The sequence below is a fragment of the Caproicibacterium argilliputei genome (assembly GCF_029211325.2).
Lineage (GTDB): Bacteria > Bacillota > Clostridia > Oscillospirales > Acutalibacteraceae > Caproicibacterium > Caproicibacterium argilliputei.
In genome coordinates this window covers 569,735-588,904 of sequence record NZ_CP135996.1, presented here as the reverse complement: position 1 = coordinate 588,904, position 19,170 = coordinate 569,735, and the positions used below count along the sequence as shown (strand labels likewise).

General features: G+C 47.7%; 14 protein-coding genes and 1 pseudogene. 5 read left to right on the top strand and 10 right to left on the bottom strand.

Annotation, left to right across the window (positions count from 1 at the left end):
* Positions 1-76 precede the first annotated feature (76 nt).
* Together PXC00_RS02745 and PXC00_RS02740 are read left to right on the top strand one after the other, a co-directional pair.
* The gene (locus tag PXC00_RS02745) at positions 77-445 is read left to right on the top strand and encodes a helix-turn-helix domain-containing protein (RefSeq protein WP_316935059.1); all 369 of its coding nucleotides are present in this window, start codon (positions 77-79) and stop codon (positions 443-445) included.
* A 26-nt stretch (positions 446-471) separates the two neighbouring features.
* Positions 472-1,137, top strand: coding sequence for an IS3 family transposase (locus tag PXC00_RS02740; protein ID WP_316935058.1), 666 nt, complete (start codon positions 472-474; stop codon positions 1,135-1,137).
* A 32-nt stretch (positions 1,138-1,169) separates the two neighbouring features.
* Here the strand turns inward: PXC00_RS02740 and PXC00_RS02735 are convergent, their stop codons facing one another.
* The 6 genes from PXC00_RS02735 to PXC00_RS02710 form a co-directional block, all read right to left on the bottom strand.
* Positions 1,170-1,670, bottom strand: a complete 501-nt coding sequence (locus tag PXC00_RS02735; protein WP_275845679.1) for a hypothetical protein — start codon at positions 1,668-1,670, stop codon at positions 1,170-1,172.
* 66 nt (positions 1,671-1,736) lie between these two features.
* On the bottom strand, positions 1,737-2,309 hold the full coding sequence (locus PXC00_RS02730; RefSeq protein WP_275845680.1) for a hypothetical protein: 573 nt from the start codon (positions 2,307-2,309) through the stop codon (positions 1,737-1,739).
* Between the two features lie 45 nt (positions 2,310-2,354).
* Positions 2,355-2,645 carry a hypothetical protein gene (locus tag PXC00_RS02725; RefSeq protein ID WP_275845681.1) on the bottom strand — a complete coding sequence of 97 codons (291 nt, stop codon included), beginning with the start codon at positions 2,643-2,645 and terminating at the stop codon, positions 2,355-2,357.
* 21 nt (positions 2,646-2,666) lie between these two features.
* The gene (locus PXC00_RS02720; protein ID WP_316935057.1) at positions 2,667-2,942 is read right to left on the bottom strand and encodes a hypothetical protein; all 276 of its coding nucleotides are present in this window, start codon (positions 2,940-2,942) and stop codon (positions 2,667-2,669) included.
* Between the two features lie 66 nt (positions 2,943-3,008).
* A complete protein-coding gene (locus PXC00_RS02715; RefSeq protein ID WP_275845682.1) occupies positions 3,009-3,947 on the bottom strand; it encodes a ParB/RepB/Spo0J family partition protein in 939 nt (312 codons plus the stop codon).
* Entirely contained in the window at positions 3,904-4,722 is an 819-nt protein-coding gene (locus PXC00_RS02710) for a ParA family protein (RefSeq protein WP_275845683.1), read from the bottom strand. The genes PXC00_RS02715 and PXC00_RS02710 overlap by 44 nt, the downstream gene beginning before the upstream one ends.
* Before the next feature lie 462 nt (positions 4,723-5,184).
* Between PXC00_RS02710 and PXC00_RS02705 the strand changes: the two are divergent.
* Positions 5,185-5,736: pseudogene (locus PXC00_RS02705) on the top strand (IS256 family transposase); the annotation flags it as partial.
* A gap of 347 nt (positions 5,737-6,083) precedes the next feature.
* Here the strand turns inward: PXC00_RS02705 and PXC00_RS02700 are convergent.
* Positions 6,084-8,030 (bottom strand): glycoside hydrolase family 127 protein, encoded by a 1,947-nt coding sequence (locus PXC00_RS02700; RefSeq protein ID WP_275845684.1) that lies wholly within the window; start codon positions 8,028-8,030, stop codon positions 6,084-6,086.
* 347 nt (positions 8,031-8,377) lie between these two features.
* Here PXC00_RS02700 and PXC00_RS02695 point away from each other — a divergent pair, with 347 nt between their 5' ends.
* Positions 8,378-9,421, top strand: coding sequence for a LacI family DNA-binding transcriptional regulator (locus PXC00_RS02695; RefSeq protein ID WP_275845685.1), 1,044 nt, complete (start codon positions 8,378-8,380; stop codon positions 9,419-9,421).
* Positions 9,422-9,519: 98 nt separating this feature from the next.
* Here PXC00_RS02695 and PXC00_RS02690 read toward each other — a convergent pair whose 3' ends face one another.
* From PXC00_RS02690 to PXC00_RS02680, 3 genes are read right to left on the bottom strand one after another with little or no spacing between them, the layout of a single operon-like run.
* The gene (locus PXC00_RS02690; RefSeq protein ID WP_275845686.1) at positions 9,520-10,398 is read right to left on the bottom strand and encodes a carbohydrate ABC transporter permease; all 879 of its coding nucleotides are present in this window, start codon (positions 10,396-10,398) and stop codon (positions 9,520-9,522) included.
* Positions 10,395-11,390 carry a carbohydrate ABC transporter permease gene (locus tag PXC00_RS02685; protein ID WP_275845687.1) on the bottom strand — a complete coding sequence of 332 codons (996 nt, stop codon included), beginning with the start codon at positions 11,388-11,390 and terminating at the stop codon, positions 10,395-10,397. Before PXC00_RS02685 ends, PXC00_RS02690 begins: the two co-directional genes overlap by 4 nt.
* A 42-nt stretch (positions 11,391-11,432) precedes the next feature.
* Positions 11,433-12,854, bottom strand: coding sequence for an extracellular solute-binding protein (locus PXC00_RS02680; RefSeq protein ID WP_275845688.1), 1,422 nt, complete (start codon positions 12,852-12,854; stop codon positions 11,433-11,435).
* A 670-nt stretch (positions 12,855-13,524) separates the two neighbouring features.
* Here PXC00_RS02680 and PXC00_RS02675 point away from each other — a divergent pair.
* On the top strand, positions 13,525-19,023 hold the full coding sequence (locus tag PXC00_RS02675) for an Ig-like domain-containing protein (protein WP_275845689.1): 5,499 nt from the start codon (positions 13,525-13,527) through the stop codon (positions 19,021-19,023).
* The last annotated feature ends 147 nt before the right edge of the window (positions 19,024-19,170 follow it).

The following is a 19,170-nucleotide window of genomic DNA, read 5'->3' as shown; positions in this document are numbered from 1 at the left end:
AGCGCCTGCCACGATGAACTGCACCCTTTTAGTTAGACAGTATGATATACTGAAATAACTAAAGGGGTGTTTTTATATGCCAAAAGGAATACCAAACAAACGCTATACGCCGGAATTCAAGGTTATGGTAGTGGAAACGATGCGTAAGGAGAAGTTAAGCTACTGTGAAGCCGCTCGACAATTTGAAGTAAGTGATTCTAAGCGAATTGCCTCATGGGAGCGTATCTATCTCACAGAAGGTCCTGAAGGTCTGGCTATAGAACGACGGGGACGTGCCAGTGCCGCCAGCGGCACGCGAAAAGGCCGTCCGGCAAAGTTGCCGCTGAAGGTGGAAGAAGACCTGATTGCCGAGAATCAACGTTTACGAGCGGAGAATGATTACTTAAAAAACTTGCAAGCCTTGGTTTTGGAAGACGAGCGAAAAGCGCGCAAAAAACGCTGGTAATTCGAGGACTGAGGCAAAGTCATTCATTGGACATTCTGCTGGAAGTCGCCCAGCTTGCGCGTTCGACCTATTACTACCATGAAAAACGGTTGACAAAAGCAGACAAATACAGCAACGCTAAAGAGACTATTACCGCAATCTACCATGAAAACAAAGGCCGCTACGGTTACCGGCGTATCACAGCAGAACTGCGCAAACGCGGCTTTCCGCTGAACCACAAGACCGATGTGACGGAATTCAGTCTGTTCGGCCAGAAGCTTTATCTTTCGCCAATTCTTGATTTGTGCAGCAGAGATATTGTCAGCTATACCACCTCCGACAGACCTGTGCTCTCCATGGTGACGGAGATGCTGGACAAGGCTTTCGTAAGAATTCCGGACAAAACCAATCTCATTCTGCATTCTGACCAGGGCTGGCAATATCAGCACAAACAATACCAACGAATGCTCAAAGAAAAAGGAATTCGACAGAGCATGAGCCGCAAAGGCAATTGTTTGGATAACGCTGTGATAGAAAATTTCTTTGGCTTACTAAAAACAGAATTGCTGTATTTACAGGAATTCGAGTCCATGGAGCACTTCAAGGCCGAACTTATTGACTATCTCGATTACTACAACAACCGCCGTTCTAAGGCAAAGCTAAAGGGCTTGCCGCCTGCGATTCACAGACTACAAGCCCTTTCGGTTGCTTAATGAAATTATTTGTCTAACTTTTTGGGGTCATTTCAATACAGCACGTCGTATTTATAGCTGCCGTCCGCGTTTTTCAGGTAAGCGTCCGGGTTGGCGTTGAAGTCGGAAATCGACACGGTATCCACGGAAATGAGGTCCTTGCCGTAACCCTTGGAATCGTAAGCATTCGGCGTTTCCATCCACATTTTGAGCGACGCCGACTTCGGCAGGGTGTAGCTCTTTCCCTGCCACGTCGTAAAGGAAACGGTCGGCGCAACAACGGGATAGATGTTCAAAACCTTCGCGCTGTCTTTGGCGGGAACGCTCTGGAAGGTCGATTCATGCGCGGACTTGGAATAGAGCATGTAGCTGTACGGCTGGCTTTTGTCACTGTTCGTCCAGTTCAGCGCCACATAGTTCCCGGACGGGTTCGGCGTCGCGGTCAGCGTCAGAACCGACGCGGCGGAGGCCGTGACGCTGGGAGAAAAACCGGACAAAAGAAAACCTGCGGCAAGCAGAGGCACAAGAAAAAGCCGTCTGAATGATTGCTTCAAATAAAAATCCCCCTTTCTGCGTGGAAGATTGGCCGGGAAAATCTCGGTCAATTCCCGCCTGTGTCTTTATGCGAGCTGGAACTGGAAAACGAGCTGATGATTTGCCGTGTATGCTCCGTCGAACGCGAGGCCGTAGTCTGCCGTCAGGGACAGCGCGCCGGAAGTGTTCGGATTCAGCGTCCCAATCTGCAACGGAGAATCGTTCACCGCCCAATGGGTGGAAGTGCTGTATCCGCTGTTCCAGCCGGAATTGACCTTTGCGGAGATTCCGAGCGCGATGTACTTCTTGGAATCCGCGACTTTCGCGGACGGGTCAACGTCGGTGAAGGTAAGCGAGCCACCCGAAGCGGCTTTCAGGGATTTCACCGTAGCAATCACCGCGACTTTGGTGTTGTTGGTTACTTTGATGTCGGGCGCGGTGAAGGTTTCGGCGTCCGGGCTGATGGCGTAGGCCACGTTGATCGGGTGGGTGACAGAGATGGTCAGCGGCGAGATAGAGCCGTTGATCGTCACGTTCCCCGTGACGCTGCCCGTGCCGGTGTCAGTCTTGTCGGCGGCGAACGCCGGGACTGCCGCCGTCACGCCAAGCACGGCAAAGGTGATGATGCCCGCGAGGATCTTTCTGAATCTGTTTTTCATTCAAAAACCTCCTGATGTTTTTATTTCAACCGCAAATGCGGTTGATTACGAAACGGAAAGACGGATTTTGTAGTCGGCCATGCCGAGGTACGCCTTGGTATCCTTATTGTAATACCGGATGGTCGCCGTTACGCTGTAATTCCCGGATAAAACCTGCCGGGACAGAGTAAGCCCGTCGATATGCTGCCCCGGATAGATCGGCGGGGATTTTGCTATGGTTTCGCCGTCCAGCATGATTTCACATTGCATAATGACGGTGTTGGAGGACGGATTCTCCACTTCCCATGTGCCGGTACTGCCTTTCGCTCCACTGGAAAAGGATGCCTGCGCGCTCACCTTGTCGGTGACGGTGACCTCCTATCTTTGAAGTCGGGACAGGATTTCCTGCCGGGACGGGGTGCTGCTGCTTCCCGGTTCCGCGCTCCCGGCATCGTCCAGTGACGGAGCGGACGATGAGGGGACGGAACTGGACGGCGGCGGGTTCGGGGATGGGTGCTGATTTCCACAGCTCCGCAGCAAAAGCAGCAGGAGAATTAGCAACAGCAGAAGAAGCACAAGAATGTACGGCCATTTGCGCTTTTTCTTTTCATCCTCCTTTTTACCTTTGCTTTCGTTGACTTGTTCAGTTGTCATGCGATTTCCTCCTTCATTTAGAGTACCAAAAAAGCGCTCCTTTCGGAACGCCTGAAACGATGGTTATTACCTTTCCTGATCCCGTTGCCGCTTTTTCTGCCATCCGTCCAATAGCTGGATAATGACCTGTTCCATCTGCTGTGGGGTATATGATTTGGGAAAATATTTTTGGAGTTTATCCGCCTTAATGGTCAGATCGTTTTTCTCCGGCTTCTTTTCCTCCGACATGATTGCCAGCATACTGTCCTCATTCAAGTGGCCCTCCGCGCTGAACTTTTTCAGCCGCTGGGCCTGTGAAAGAGAAGGGGTGGCCTGTTCGCTTTCGATGGTGTCCAGCAAAAGCGTCTGTTCCTCTGGCTTGAGGTACGACAGCTCCACGGCGGGGGTCATGGCGATTTTCTTATCGTCTACCATCTGCTGAAGCTGCGGCGTCAGCTCGTTCAGCCGGATAAACCGCTGGATTTGTGTTGAACTATCGGGGGAATTATCAGCCAAAAGGTCACGAGAAGTCTTGCCCTGAAAATTCTGTCCAACTTGGACAGAATTTTCTTTGGACGGTCGCCCAGCCTGACGCCGTATGGCGTCCAGCTTCATTTTGTATGCCTTGGCACGTTCGCTCGGCAGGATGTTTTCACGCTGGATGTTGCTGTCAACCATGATAATGGTCGCGGCGTCATCGTCCAGATTACGGACGATCACCGGCATGGTGGGAAGCCCCGCCAGCTCGCAGGCGTGTTTGCGCCTGTGACTGGAAATAAGCTCATAGCTGCCGTCCGCGCGGGGTCGGACAATGGCGGGGACCAACACGCCGTATGTTTTGATGCTCTCCACGGTTTCCTTCATGGAATCCTCGTCCCGCACCTGAAACGGATGGTCGGGAAACGGGTGCAGCTCCGAAAGCGGCATATCCGTGACCTTCTCCCGCTTTTCATCCTCGCGGGTTTCCTCCGTGGAAAAAATATCATCGTAGCTGTTCAGACTTATGTTTTTGGCGCTGCTTTTCAATCTTTAACACCTCCTTCGTCAGCTCCCGGTATGCCTCGGCAACCTTGCCCTTCGGGTCGTGGGCGAAAATGCTCCTGCCCTCCGCGCTGATTTCGGCGGCGCGGACGGAATGAGGAATCTCCACGTCGAACACTTTCAGCTTTGAGCCGTAAGTATCCCGCAGCAGAGCGCTAATTTCCTTGGCGTAGTTGGTACGGCAGTCCACCATCGTCAGCAGGATACCGTCGATTTTGAGCTTGGGATTGATCTGCCGGCGTACCTTATTAACCGTTTGCAAAAGCTGTTCGAGGCCTTTGGCCGACAGGTACTGTGCCTGAACTGGAATGAGTACGCTGTCGGCCGCAGCCAGCGCGTTGACAGTGAGCATTCCCAGCGAGGGCATACAGTCCAGCAGCACATAGTCGTACTGACGCTTCACGCCGTCCAGATATTGCTTCAGGATTTTCTCACGGCTCATGGCGTTGACAAGCGAAACCTCCATGCCGGAAAGCTCAATATTGGCGGGCATTAGGTCAATACCTTCGTCATGATGCAAAAGGCCCTCGCTGGGGTCGATGGGTTCTTCGTTCAGCACCTTGCTCATGATCGTCGCCAGCGTCACGGGCAGTTGGTCGGGCTGGGGATTACCCAGGCTGATGGACAGGGAGCCTTGCGGATCGCTGTCCACCAAAAGCACCTTTTTTCCTTCCTGCGCCAGCCCGATGCCAAGATTGGCACAGGTCGTTGTCTTGCCGACGCCGCCTTTTTGGTTGGCAACGGCAATTACATTGGTCATGTGATTTTTCACCTCCCGCTGAAATAGAAAAAGGACGTTCCATAAGCAGGAACGTCCTAAAATGATATGCAATTCGTCATTCAGCCGGGTTTTTCAGGTTTGAGAGAGAGTTTGGCCGAGAGCCACTTCGCCGCAAACCCGCATGAATACTGAGCTTTTGCCTTTTCGTTTTCACCTTCCCAAATAACGCATGTTCAACGAGTTCCATTGCTGGGAAACCAGCAAGAAAATCCGCATTGTAAATCGAGCTAAGGCTGAACGTGGAGAACGACTTTCTACCAGAGCACCCTACGGCTACATCAAAGGCCCAAATAATCCGAAACAGATTATCCCTGATGAAATAACTGCACCCATTGTCAAACAGATTTTTGGATAGTGTGCAGGCGGACTTGGCCCCGCTCTGATTGCAAAGAAACTTCGAGAACAGCAGGTACAAACACCCACGGTTTACGAGTATTATCGGTCAGGAACCACGGCGTAGAAGATATCTTCATTGCCTGCACGGACAACCTGTCCGGTTTTTCCGCAGCAATTGAGGCAGTCTTTCCGAAAACAGAGGTTCAGAACTGCGTGATCCATCAAATCCGCAATTCCACGAAATATGTTTTCTCCAAAGATCGGAAAGCCCTGATGGCCGACCTGAAGGCGGTTTATGCCGCTGTAGACGAGCCGTCCGCTCTGGAAGCCCTGAACATTTTTTCTGAGCATTAGGACGAGAAACATCCCAAGATTTCTGCCTCGTGGCAGGAAAACCGGCCAAATCTGAGCACCTATTTTAAGTATCCTCAGGAGGTGCGCAGGCTGATTTACACGACGAACTCTATTGAGGGCTTCAACCGTCAGCTCCGCAAGGTGACAAAGGCGAAATCGGTTTTCCCGACGGACGACAGCCTGTTCAAAATGCTGTATCTGGCGATGGTGGACATTACAAAAAAGTGGACCGTCCGCCGGCAGGACCGGAGCATGATCCATGCACAATTGACGGTGTTTTTCGCCGATCGCATGCCCGATTAACAGCATTTACGCAGGACGTCAAGGGTAAATAAACGGCTTTGCCACCCTTGATTTCCCGTGCATCTGCTGTTACATTGCAGACATGGCAGCATCGGACAAAGCCGCTGCCGCCACATCTTATTTTCGCTCCATTTTGCACCCGCGTTTGTGGTTTACACATAATTTGGGATACTCCCGTCTGATGCCGTAACACTGGAAAAGGCACAGGATACGAAATATCTTGTGCCAATCCTAAAGAAGTAGAAACTTCCCTATGCCACCCCGTCATACCTATATTTCGTCCTTTTTACACTGTCTGTACACAAAAACAGCGGCAGAGCGCTCGTTCCCTCTTTGCCGCTGTGCCTTTACTCTTTTGCGTGCATCCAAACCAGCATTTCGCCGGGTTTCCGGTTGCCCCAACAAGCATAGGGAACCGCTTTCAGCTGAACCGGCCGGTAAATTAGCGGACGGTCACTGTACAGGGTGTCCGCGTCCCAATCCTCCTCCACGAGTTGCTCACCCGCAAAGGAAACTGTGTTGACGCCGCCGCAGATGTCCGGAGCGAACGCCGTTTCAAGGGCTGCCTCACGGCTTACGAAAACAGACGCAAGGTTTTTTCCGTTGTCGGTTTCCTCCAGGCAAAACACCTCCGGTCCCCTGACCAGCGCAACCCTGCCGATATCCGCGCGCACCCGTGGATTGGCGCTGACTAGTTTTGCCTCCATGCCAAATGAAACCTCGACCGTATCGACGCCCCAAGTGCGTTCCAGCACCGCAAAGCCCTTTTCGATACAAAGCAGCTGCTCCTGCCCGTTGACAGATATCCGGAAGTTTGTTGCATAGCCGGGCACACGAATCCGCAGTGCAAACGCGACCGCCTGCTGTGCGCTGACATGCAGTGTCAGGTTACCGCTGACCGGAAAGTCGCAGGCAAGATCCAGCGAAACCGGCACTTCTGCAACGGTTACCTCCGTATGGTTTGCCATGAACAGATTCAAGTAAACACTGCTGTCGGAAACCGAATACAGATACTGTCCCAGAGAGGTCAGCGTCCGCGCCACATTGGTGGGACAGCAGGCAACATCAAACCACTTCTGCCGAACAGGATTTACGTGCTTGTGCGCGGAATGCGGCAGGCAGTTTTCCGGCCAAACTTCCAGCGGATTCACGTAAAAATACCGGTCGCCTTCCTGTGAAATGCCCGCGCGGACGGTATTGTACAGTGCACGCTCCACAACGTCCAGATACTTTGCCTCTCCCGTAACGCGGCTCATGCGCAGGCCAAACAGCGCAAGGCCGATGGAAGCACAGGTTTCACTGTAATTGGTGTCGTTCGGCAGGTCATAGTCCACTGTGAAACCCTCGTAATCCGCACAGGAGCCGATGCTGCCCGTAATGTACATCTGCCGGTTCACCATGTCGTTCCACAGGGTTTTACAGCTTTCCAGCAGGCCGTCATCCTGATAGGCCGCTGCAAGGTCTGCCATGGCGCAGTACAGATAAACCGCACGCACCGCGTGCCCCTCCGCTTTCGTTTGTTCCCGCACTGGTTTGTCAGACTGGGAATACGCCGGAAAGAAGAATGTTTTTTCGTTGTAGACCTCATGAAAATCTCTTTCTGCCATTTCTGTCAAGAAAGAATTTGGCTTTGCGCCGCGCACCTCCACAAAATAACGTGCCATTTCCAGATAGCGCCTTTCCTTTGTTACCCCATAGAGTTTCACCAGCGCCAGTTCAATTTCTTCATGTCCGGGGCAACCATGGCACTGATTTTTTGCTGGGCCGAACGTTTCGCAAATCAAGTCCGCAAAGCGGCACATAATCTTCAGAAAAGCGTCCTTGCCGGTCGCCTGGTAATAGGCCACCGCTGCTTCTATCAAATGCCCCGCCGTGTACAGTTCGTGACCCATGGTCAGGTTGCGCCAGCGGCGTCCGTTTTCCTTTAATGTAAAGTAAGTGTTGATGTAACCGTCCTCGCACTGGGCGCGACCGATCAGGTTAATCACCTCATCTGCAATGGTTTCCAGCTTCGGGTCCGGCACGGACTGCAGGCTGTACGCCACTGCTTCCAGCCATTTGCCGACATCCGAGTCCTGAAACACGGCGCCTTTTCGTTCGCCGGCGATTTCTCCCGCCGCAATTTTAAAATTCTGCAGACAGTAGCTCGGCGCCGCATCTTTGACACGGTCGTTCAAGACCTCCCACTGGTAGGGGATGATGCGCTCTGGCACCAACCGGATGTATCGGTTCCAGTAGCCGTCATCAATGTGAATGCTGCTGAGCGGCAGTGCATATAAAGCGTTCCACTTCATTCTGTATTCCTTTCTGCGGTGCAAATCACTTAATCGTTTTATGATTTTGTGTCACCGCTTGCACATAGAATTTCTTGGTTTTTATGATTATACCATACTTAAATCCTTTAGAAAAGCCCCGTTTTCTCTATTTTATTGGCAGATTCAAAAAGTGAATTTGAAAATCACACACAGCAGCTCACCTCCCTTGCTTTAAACTAAACGTTTATTTTCTTTAAGTATTGCAGAAGCCATTTTCTTTTCTGGATAAATGTGATATGATACTGATTAACGGAAAGGCTGATAGATTTTGTTTTTTCTTTTTCTATTAAACGTATAACACATTTCCCTAAAAAGTGAGGATGCATATGACAACGATCAAGAAAATTGCAGAATGTACGCATGTTTCCGCCGCAACGGTTTCCAATGTGCTCAACGGAAAAGGCGGCGCAAGCGAGGCAAAAGCTCGCGAAATTTTGGAAACAGCACAGCGGATGCACTACACACCGAATCTGCTGGCAAAGCGGCTGAAAAATCAGCAAAGCAACACCATTGGTATTATCACAGAAGACCTGACTGTGTTCAACACACCCGAAATCGTCGACGGTGTGGATGCCGCCTGTGAAGCCATGGGCATGGAAATCATTTTGGGGAATATGCGCCTTTACAAACGCTACCACAATGATTTCACCGACACGCAGAAGCACCAGCAGCTTTTAGACAAAATGGTGGAACATATGCTTTCTCATCAGGTAGAGGGGATTGTCTACGTCGGTTATCACTGCCGAAAGCTAGTGTATCTGCCCACCAGAATTACGGTTCCCATCATTTACGCCTACTGCTACCCCAAAGGGCAAAAATATCCCGCTGTAATCTATGATGATGAAAACGCAGCTTACAACCTTACAACGCTGATGATTCAAAAGGGTCACCAAAAGATTGGCGCTATCTGCGGCCCACTGGACAGCTTTCACACATTGGAACGCTTAAAGGGATATCAACGCGCACTGTTTGAAAACGGCATTCTTTTTAACCCCGGATTGGTACAATATGGGGACTGGACCCGCAGTTCCGGCGTTGCCGCGGCAGAAGTGCTGATTCAGACAGGTGTAACCGCCGTTTTCGCATTCAATGATGAAATGGCCTGTGGTGTTTATGAATACTGTGCCCGGCATACGCTGAAAATCGGTACGGATATTTCCGTTGCCGGCTTTGATAACCGCGACGTCAGCGCAGACTGTACCCCTTCCCTCACCACGGTCAATCTTCCTTTGGAAGAAATCGGCCAAACCTGCACACGCCTTCTGACCGAGGCAATCGGCGAAAAGCCAGTCGATACCGAGATTACCCGTTTGCCATGTACGCTGCTGGAACGCGAATCTATTGGGCCGTGCCCAAATCCTGCTAAGTGATTCTTTGTGATGAAGAACACCCCATTGGCTTCAGTAAATGTTACTGTATAAGCAAATGGGGTGTTTTATGCATACATAACGACCGTTCGAAAAGGCTCCTAACCTTTCACCGCACCAGTTGAAATTCCTTCAACAAAATACCGGTTCCCGATGAAGAAAAACACCAAGCACGGTAAACTGACCAATACCGTCAGCGCCATCACCTGCTCATAATTGGGCGTTTTGATTCCCTGGACCATCAGCAACCCAAGCGGAAGTGTGTATTGCTCCTCACTTTGCAGGTAGATGGTCGAGTAAAAAATTTCGTTCCAACAGTTAATAAAGCTGAACAGCCCCACCACAATCAATGCCGGCTTTACCAGTGGAACCATAATGCTGAGAAACGTACGCACATGACCCGCACCGTCAATACTAGCTGCTTCGTCCAGTTCTTTTGGAATTGTTGTAAAGAACTGACGCAGCAGATAGACAAAATATGCGTTGCCGCCGGCACAGAGAAAGGCTGGCACAATCAATGCCCATCTGTTGGCGATTCCCAAAGCACTATACAACCGCACCTGCGGCAGCAAAGTAACAACACTCGGCAGCATCATAGAAGAGATAACCAACGCAAACCACATCCTGCGCAGCGGAAAACGCAACCTAGCAAAGGCATAACCAGACAGTGCGCAGGTAACTACTGTCCCTGCCACATACGGAACCGCGATTGAAACCGAATTCCAAAGCTGCTGCAGAAAATTGATACGCAGGACACCCTTTGAAAAATTTTCAAACTGCATTTCTTTCGGCCAAAAAACCGGCGGCCGCGCAAAAAGCTCTGCTTTCGTAACAAAGGAACTCCTGATCAGCCAAAACAAGGGGAAGGCAATCGCCACGCCAATCCCTACTGCCAAAACAATGAACAGTGCATTCCACGCCTTTTTTCTCTTTTTAGCACTTACACCACTGCAGGCAATTCCTTTTTCCTGTTGTCTCATTTTCTGCCGGCCTCCTTCCTTGCACGTTTCCTTGCCCTTGCTGTACCGGCGGAATCATCCTTATGAAAAACACCTTCTGCGGAAAACAGTACAAGCGTAATCGCGAGAATGACCAGAAATACCATCCAGGCTTCAGCAGCAGCCTGCCCACGCATATTATTTTGCACAAATGCATGGTCATAAATCATTACGTTAATAAAATACGTCAAATGGTCCGGCGAACCGTTGCGAGAAAAGACAACGCTTTGTGTATAAATTTGGATAGAAGTCATCATGCACATGATCATCTGAAAAAACAGAATTGGCTTAATGGTAGGAAACGTAACTTTTACGAATTTGTGCCAGGCATTTCCTCCGTCAATTTCGATGGATTCCAACTGATCTTTGGGGACATCCTGCAACGCAGCAATGAGAACCACGGTGGTCCCGCCACAGGTCCATAAGCTCATAAGAAATAGAGTAGTAAAAATTTCCGGAGAGTTAATAAAGTCCACAGGATGTACTTTCATGAGTTTTAGAAGGAACCAATTAACAAGACCTCCCTGCGCCTGATTTTGCAAAAGCATTTTCCAAACAATACCGGTTGCAACCATCGGGATGACAGAGGGTAGAAAATACAGACCACGCAGCAGATTGCGCCCACGGAACTTTCGATTCAGCAGCAGTGCGCAAGCAAGACAGAACAGAATCACGAGAACCACATTGACAACCGCATAAAACAACGTTACCGACAATGACTTGCGGAAATCTACCCCGACAATTGGATCTGTAAGGATATTCTTATAATTCTGCAGGCCGACCCATTGATAAGTCGTAGCACCCTGTGCAGTTATAATATCGTTAAAACTATAGTAAAGGCTGGCCAGCATGGGGTAAAGGGTAAGCAGCAAAAAACCGAGAATCGCCGGTGCAGCAAACAGATAACCAATGACAGCCTCTTTTGTATGACGGCTGAACCGTTTTTCTGTTTTCAATGATCGATGTTCCTTCAATGTCTATGTCTCCTTCCTTGCAGGCTGTGCTGTTCTCAAAAGTCAGCCTACCGTACCGCTCTCAAACTCTTTCTTAATCTTCGGCATGCACTCGCTGAACACCTGCTTCGCAGTTTCCTTTCCGGTCAATGCTTTATCAATGTATTTCTCAAAAGTGGCATTCATTTTATTGTAAGCCGGTACATAGTAGGCGGGCCACTGGGCAACTGCACCTTTGGTGTTAACATAGCTGAGAATCGCTTCTTTGGCACCTGTCGGGTACTCGTTACCCCATTTGCTGAGCAAGGAAGAGTCTGTGTACCAATCAGACTGGTTCGGCAACCATGCACCGCTCTTAACCAGTTCCAAATTTTGCTCCGGGTCTACCATGTAAGCATAAAACTTTTTGGAAGCGGCAAGGACATCTTTGTCATCTGTTTTGTAAATAACCAGTGGTCCGCCGCAATTCACGGTCACCGCACTCTTCATCTTCGGTAAAACACCTACGCCAATGTCATCGTTATCCTTCACATTTGCAATATCCCACGAACCATTGATCATCATTGCATACCCTGCGGCAATGCCATCTGCAACTGCGCCCGCACCGCCGGTGTAGCTATATGTAGCAGAGGAAGCAACATGATCCTTGTTAATCAAATCTGCAAATTTTTGAACTCCCTCGATAGACTCCGTTTTATCCATCAGGAATTGTGTACCATCTGCAGAAACAACACCGCCGCCGTTTGCATACATTCCCCAGAACAAATGAAATTCACGCAGGCAGTTAAACCCTAATCCATAGTTTTCTACAAGGCTTGGATCAAATCCGGCATCTGCCGCTGTCTTTCCATTGGAATCTTTCGTCAGCTTTTTGCAGTTCGTGACAAAAGTGTCCCAATCCCAGGCTTTTGAAACATCTGTCGGCGGCGTTGCAATCCCCGCATCCTTCAGCTTTGATTTGCTGTAATAAAGCAGATTGATCTGATTGGAAAGGCCAACTGCGATAATCTTTTTTGTTTTCGGATCCCGAACTGTAACTGCCGGAAGTTTTTCCTTGACGGTTCCATCCTCAAAAATGTCTGAAATATCCGCCAAAAGGCCCATTTCATTATATTTTTGAATATCGCCTTCACCCATATAGCTGACATTAGGCAGCATTCCTTTTTCCTTGGCAGACTGAATATACTGATCAAAAGTGCCATCTGCAGGTAAAGCTTGCTCTTTAATCGTCACGCCCGGATTCGCCTTTTCATATGCACGGCAGGACGCTTTCACCATTTTCGTCTGTGCATCATCGGCCCAATACAAGAAGTTAACGGTAACTTTCTTGCCCGAAGCCGCCTGCGAACCAGCTGAATCGGCTGCCACACTTCCTCCCGCTGACGTTCCGCCAGCTGATGACGTCCCCGTGCCGCCGCAGCCAGCCAATGCGCCAGTCAGAAGTACGGTACTCAACATTCCTGCGAGAATCCTTTTGCCTTTCATACTTTATTCCTCCCAAAATAGTTGTCAAATGACCTGATTGCTTAAGCAGACTATGTAAACTCCTTTGCAAGATTAGCTTAACGTTAAAGTCATTTGCGTAATAAAAATTGAGCATTGGTTCCTCATTTGCTCTGCATACAGTTATAACATAACCAATTAGAAAAGAAAATCACTAAATTCAGCGAAAATTTCGCTATTATCTTCTGTTTATAAAGAATTACTCATATTTTCATCGATTTTCTCATTGTTTTAGATTTTTCTAATGTAAAATCGCAAGTCAATCTTATATTTATGTGTATTTGAACGATTTTTCTCTTCTTTTGCGGGGTGATCTTCCAATATTTTTAGGAAATATCCGTCTTTTGAAAAATAGTTTATTAACCAATAGATTGATTGAATTCAAATTATAAGAGATATAAGACATAAAATATTTTAAATATTTTAAAAATTACTGCGTAAATTGCCCATTTCGTGCTTGACATTCAAACCACCATCGTATATACTTTCGCATTGTATGGGTGTGTGCTTTTTATTAAACGTTTTATCAATCTGCATACACATCAGCTGCTTTATTCTATTGCATCATGTGGGAAAAGGGGTGATTTCCTGTGTAATTTCTAATTTTTTTAATCCACTTTCATTAATCGATTAGGGAGGTATTGAAAAGTCTATGAAAAAAGTTTTTCACTCTGCAATCTCAAAAGCAGGCACATGCGTACTTGCCGCCACCTTGGTTTTAGGGGGCTGCCCCATCGGTGCACATGCCTATGATACCAACTTCCAAGTGGAAAGCACCGCTGCCAAAAGCGCTGCTGCTACACCCGATCCCACTTGGAATGCCACGAACGTAACCGCTCCAGAAAGTGTTGGCTTTACAAACGCCAACGCTGCCAAGACACTAAAAACGATTCAAAATAAGGATTTTGCTGAATTTGAAAAAGATCCATCAAAACTTCCATGGATGGACAAACTGTTGGTAAACAAAGGTATTATTCCTGACGATGATACCAATGCAGTCAACACACTTTTCAGTCGCGGCAGCGCCTTGTATATGCGGACACAAGAAGCCGAAAAACTCGGATTTGTTGGGCAGCCTTATTATGCAGACACTTTGAATCAAAGTGCTCTGATAAACGTGGATTTTGGTTCTGCCTCCATCACAGAAGATTCCGAAAGACGTCTGAATTATCCCAGTCATGAAAGCCAGACATTTACAGGGTCCAATCTGACGGTCGTTCAAAAAAAATTTATAACTGAGGGTAATACTGCTGTTGCACTGTATGCTATCACTAACACCAGCAATTCTCCTGTGACTTTTACTATGACCGTTTCTTCCCCATTTGCGAAAGAAAGCCGCGGTGACGAATTGATCGGTACAAAAGTTGCCGCACCAATGATGGTAAACACGACACAAAGCGGTTCTGTCAGTGCCATGTCCTATGTAGATGTTCACCTGGCCGGCAGAGGTCTTTCACCAGACAATGATAAATTGACGAAAGAAATTACTGTACCAGCAGGAAAAGCCGTGCAGCAAAATGTAGTTATGGGATGGATTGCAAAAGAACTTCCACAGTCCAAGGTAGATTACACCGCTTACAAAGCATACAGCAATGCAGATGCTTTCAAAAATCAGGTGGAAACTTATAATTCTTGGTTGGCAGATAATATCCCATACATCGATATTGCAGACAAAAATGTAAAGAAGGTAATTTACTATCGCTGGTGGTGCAACCGCTTCAACATTTTAGATGCGGAAGTTCCCGGTAACGATTGGCAGTTTCCAATGAACATGGAAGGCGTGCTCGGATACAACAACGGAATCACCGTCAGCGTGCCATGGGCTATGCAGGACTTAAAGTGGCTGCGTGACCCAACTTATGTGTACGGCACTTGGTTGGCACAAGGTGAATACTCTGGCGACGACAACTATAAAAACAATCCGGGTCGCCCCGGTACTTGGACTTGGGATATGATGCAAAACACCTCTCAAGTCGGTCTAGAAGCCTATAAAATCCACGGCGGCGGAAGCAAAATCCTTAAAAAATTCGCCGATTATGCAAAAGGAGATGTTCTTGGTTCTCTCACACGGTTTGGCGGCACCGGTGACTTTGCAAATCTGATTTGCTATAACCATGGGCCAATCACCGGAAATGACGGAGACTGCGTAGGGATGCACTATCAATCCTCCAAAGGAAACAACTACGCACGTATTGACGGCAGTTCTACCGTATACGCAAATGCCGTTGCCGCAGCAAAAATGTATACAGAGCTGGGCGACTCCGCGAATGCCAAACTTATGAATGACAAGGCGGAAGCAATCCGTAATGCCATGTTGAAAGAATTCTGGTACGAGGGTTCTGATTTTGATGGTGACAAGGAAAAAGATACAGATGGTGAAGGGAGTTTTCTGCATCGTCAGGTTGCAACAAACGCATATGTGCCTTACCGGGACAACAATATGTTCGCATTCAGTTTTGGTGTTGCCCCAACTGCCTTAGAAAAAACAGCCTACCCTGATTATGCGAAATATACTACGCAACTGAAAGATTACGGGGATCCTGCATTTTATCCACTGTTTCCATTCTATACAGCCGATCAAAACAGTATTACAAAGCGTGTGAATGATTTAAAGAAAGGCGACACAGACAAAACTTGCTGCGACCACTTTGCGTGGTGCAACTTTGGAAATTATATCAATCTATTGCGTTCATCCATGCGATATTACCCGGTCTCTAATATCAATGCCGATACATATAAAAAATTGTTTGAATACGGTGCATGGCTGCATACAGTTGAACCTGGCAACACGGATCACTTAGATGCAAACGAATTCTTCTGGTCAAGTGATTTCGCGATGGACGCAACTGCAAATTCCAAACCCACTGGTAATTTGGTTCGCTCTTGGATCCATCACGATACGCTCGGCATGATGGACTATTCTGTAATCGAAGATATGGCAGGCCTGCAGCCGCGTTTGGATAATAAAATTGAATTATGGCCGCTAAATGTAAATGATGATCATTTTGTTGTAGATAATGTTCGTTATCACAATAAAGATCTCACTATTGTCTGGCAAAAAAGTGCTGGGACTTATGAAGGTGTACCACAAGGCTTCTCACTTTACGTCGACGGGAAACTGGTTATGAATAACAACGAAATGTCCCATGTTATTTACAATCCGGAAACCGGAACCGTTGAAAAGCCAACCGACGATGTACCCGGCGCAGTTGGAAATAATCAAAACACAGTTGTAAACACGCAAGCCCTCCCCGACTCCTCCATTTCAGCCGCGTCCAAAACTTCACTTGCAAGTAACAGCAAGACAGTGGATCTATTTAACAAGGCAGGAATTGATCTTTCGCACGATACAGAAAATTTAGCATTATCCGCCACTGTTACATCCAGTTACAGCGGCGCAAAGATTGAACGTGTAAAAGATGACTCCACAGTTACAGGAGGCGGCAGCACTTTCCTGGATAACTCCAAAAAAGTTGCACACACTGCACTCTTTAAAGGAACACCAAACGCTTCTGACACCATTGATTTTGACTTTGGAAGCGGAAAGGCCGTTGATACTGTAAAGCTTTATTTTTACAATGACAGAATGACAAACGGGTATGGCACACCGGCATCATTTGACATCTCTTATTTGGACAGCGACGGCTCTTTCAAACCCGTTGCGGATCAAATTCGACAACCAGCTATGATTGCATCCAACTACAACAACGTCGAATTTCCGCAAGTTACCACTTCCAAAATTCGCGTAACGCTGCACCACAGCACAAACGTCAGCACTGGGGTAAAGGAAATTCAGATTTATGACAACCATCTAGGAATTACACATTCGAACAACGAAGCACCGGAAGTCAGCCTACCGGATGCACTGCGTGTTGAGCAAAACTCCGTTTTACAGGTCACACCCGACGTATCTGATTCCACTTTGCCAAATGGGGCCTTAACTTACCAGTGGACAGTCGCAGTAACACCAGATAATGGAAATTGCACAATCACAAACGCTTCCGCTTCCACTTTAAAGGCTTCGTTTGACACCGTCGGCATTTATCAGTTAAAGTTAACGGTCAGTGATGGTGACAAGGAAACAGTTGTCCCATTCAACGTAACTGTTTTCATCCCTACCAGCGAACTGACTGACTTAATGGCACCTTACCTGGAGCAAAAAACTGCAGGCGGATTATCTCTCATTCGCAATCAGAATGATTTCACCTCTGCATCTTGGAACAAACTGCAAACAGAAATTGCTGCCGCACAAAAATTACTGGATGAAAAAGATTTTACGAAAAGTGAAATCGTACAACAGACTCAAAATCTTCAGAAAGCCATAAACAATTTAAAATATGTAAATATCGGTCTACTGGCAACTCCTACAGCCAGCTATACGGCCGGTTGGGAACATTTACCCGCTGTTAACGACGGTTTTGTTCCAACTGCAAACACTGGAGCCGAAAACGACACTTCCAACCAAAAACTGCAGTGGGGCAACTGGGGCAGCGGTTCCTCAACACAAAGCCTTACTTATGCATGGAATCAAGAATATAAAATTAGTGGCAGCAGCGTTTTCTTCTATGATGATGGCGGCGGCACAATGGTTCCATCTAAATACACTATTTCTTACTATGACAAATCCAATAAAAAAGCGGATCAGGATGGATTTGTAACCATTGTGACAAAAGACCTTTCAACAGACAAGGATCGCACAACGGCCCTTGGAAAATTTGTATCAGATTCTTTCCCTGCAGTGTCTACATCAAAACTCCGTATCACATTGTCAAATCGTGATGATGCATACAACGGCATCAAAGAGTGGCGTGTGCTGACACAAGAACCTGTAGCAGCGGAAAAGCGGATTCAATCTGCCACGCCAGTGTCCGTAGAAACTTATGTCAACCAAATGCCTTCTCTCCCCGCAACCGTACCGGTCACTTACACAGATGGTACCTCCGGCACTGCACAAGTATCTTGGTCTGCTGTTGCAAAGGATAAGCTTTCGATTGCCACTAGCTTTACCTTAACCGGTACCATCAGCGGAACCGACCAAAGTGCAAGCTGTACCATTGTAGTAAAATACGATAAGCGGGAACTGGATTCCCTGCTTGCAAAACTAAACGCATACCAAAAAAGCGCTGCCTCTTATCAGCCTCTGACAGCAGATGAAAAAGCCACTGTGCAGAATGCACTTACAAAGGGCAGCCAAGTTTCCACAAATACCAGCGCTACAGACGGTGACATTCAAGGAGCAGTCCTGACACTAAAAACTGCATTAGCACTTTACAAACCAGTTGCTTCCGCGCCTGCACCTTCTGTACCTTCCTCTGATACTGTTTCTTCTGATTCCGTTCCCCGCATTTCCACCGTTTCCGTCAACACCAATCCGGAAGCAAAGCTGGCAGTTTCCAAAGCAATCTCCGGCACAGACCACAGCGAGATTGCGATGATAAACAGTAACACCGATAAATGCATTGTGCAGGCAGTGCAGCTTTCTAAGCAAAAGATTTATTTATATCGCCTTCGTGCCGGTACACTGGAATTAGCATCTGCAAAATTGTTTTCCATTGATCAAAACGGCCAACTGCCCTTGTCAAAAGCAGATGTTTCAGCAATCTCTAGGCAACTGCAAAAAGGCACCTGCTTCGTTTTAATCCCCGCCACAGAACACCCACCGGTCAGTAGCATAACAGGCACTGTAAAAGTTGCACAGGGAAACACTGCTGTTTTTGATTTGACGGGCGGCAATGCAACAAGTTACACAGCTGGCAACGGAACCGTGATGCATACCCTTGTATTTGGAAATGGCAAGCTGGGCGCTTATGCCTCCGGGAAAATCGGTAAAAAAACAGGTGCCTATGTGAATGGCGTCAAATTGTTTGAAATTGAAACCATCAAAGCACCTTACCATTCGGATACGACTGTAGATATGACTCTAAAATCCGGGCAAACCTATTGGTTTAAAATCATAGCTGATGATCCCGCACAAACGGTCAGCTACACCGCTGGAAACGGACAAGTCGGTGCCACACGCTCTAAGGGAAAACAAGCTGACGGCAGCTATTTGTTTGGTATCACGGCAACCGGCAAGCAGGGCGAACGTACGGGCTTGTATATACACATAAACAACCAGACTTACTGCGTTTTTCATTTAACAATTTCCTAATGCCATTACGAAATAGACGGTTAGAAACAGCTTCCTGTAAGTGGACGCTGTTTTGAACCGTCTGTTTTTATGCGTGCAAGGTATTTTTACGTCGGTCTCCCTTACAACTTCTCCGTTTCAATCTGTTTAATATGGCAAATGCAACAG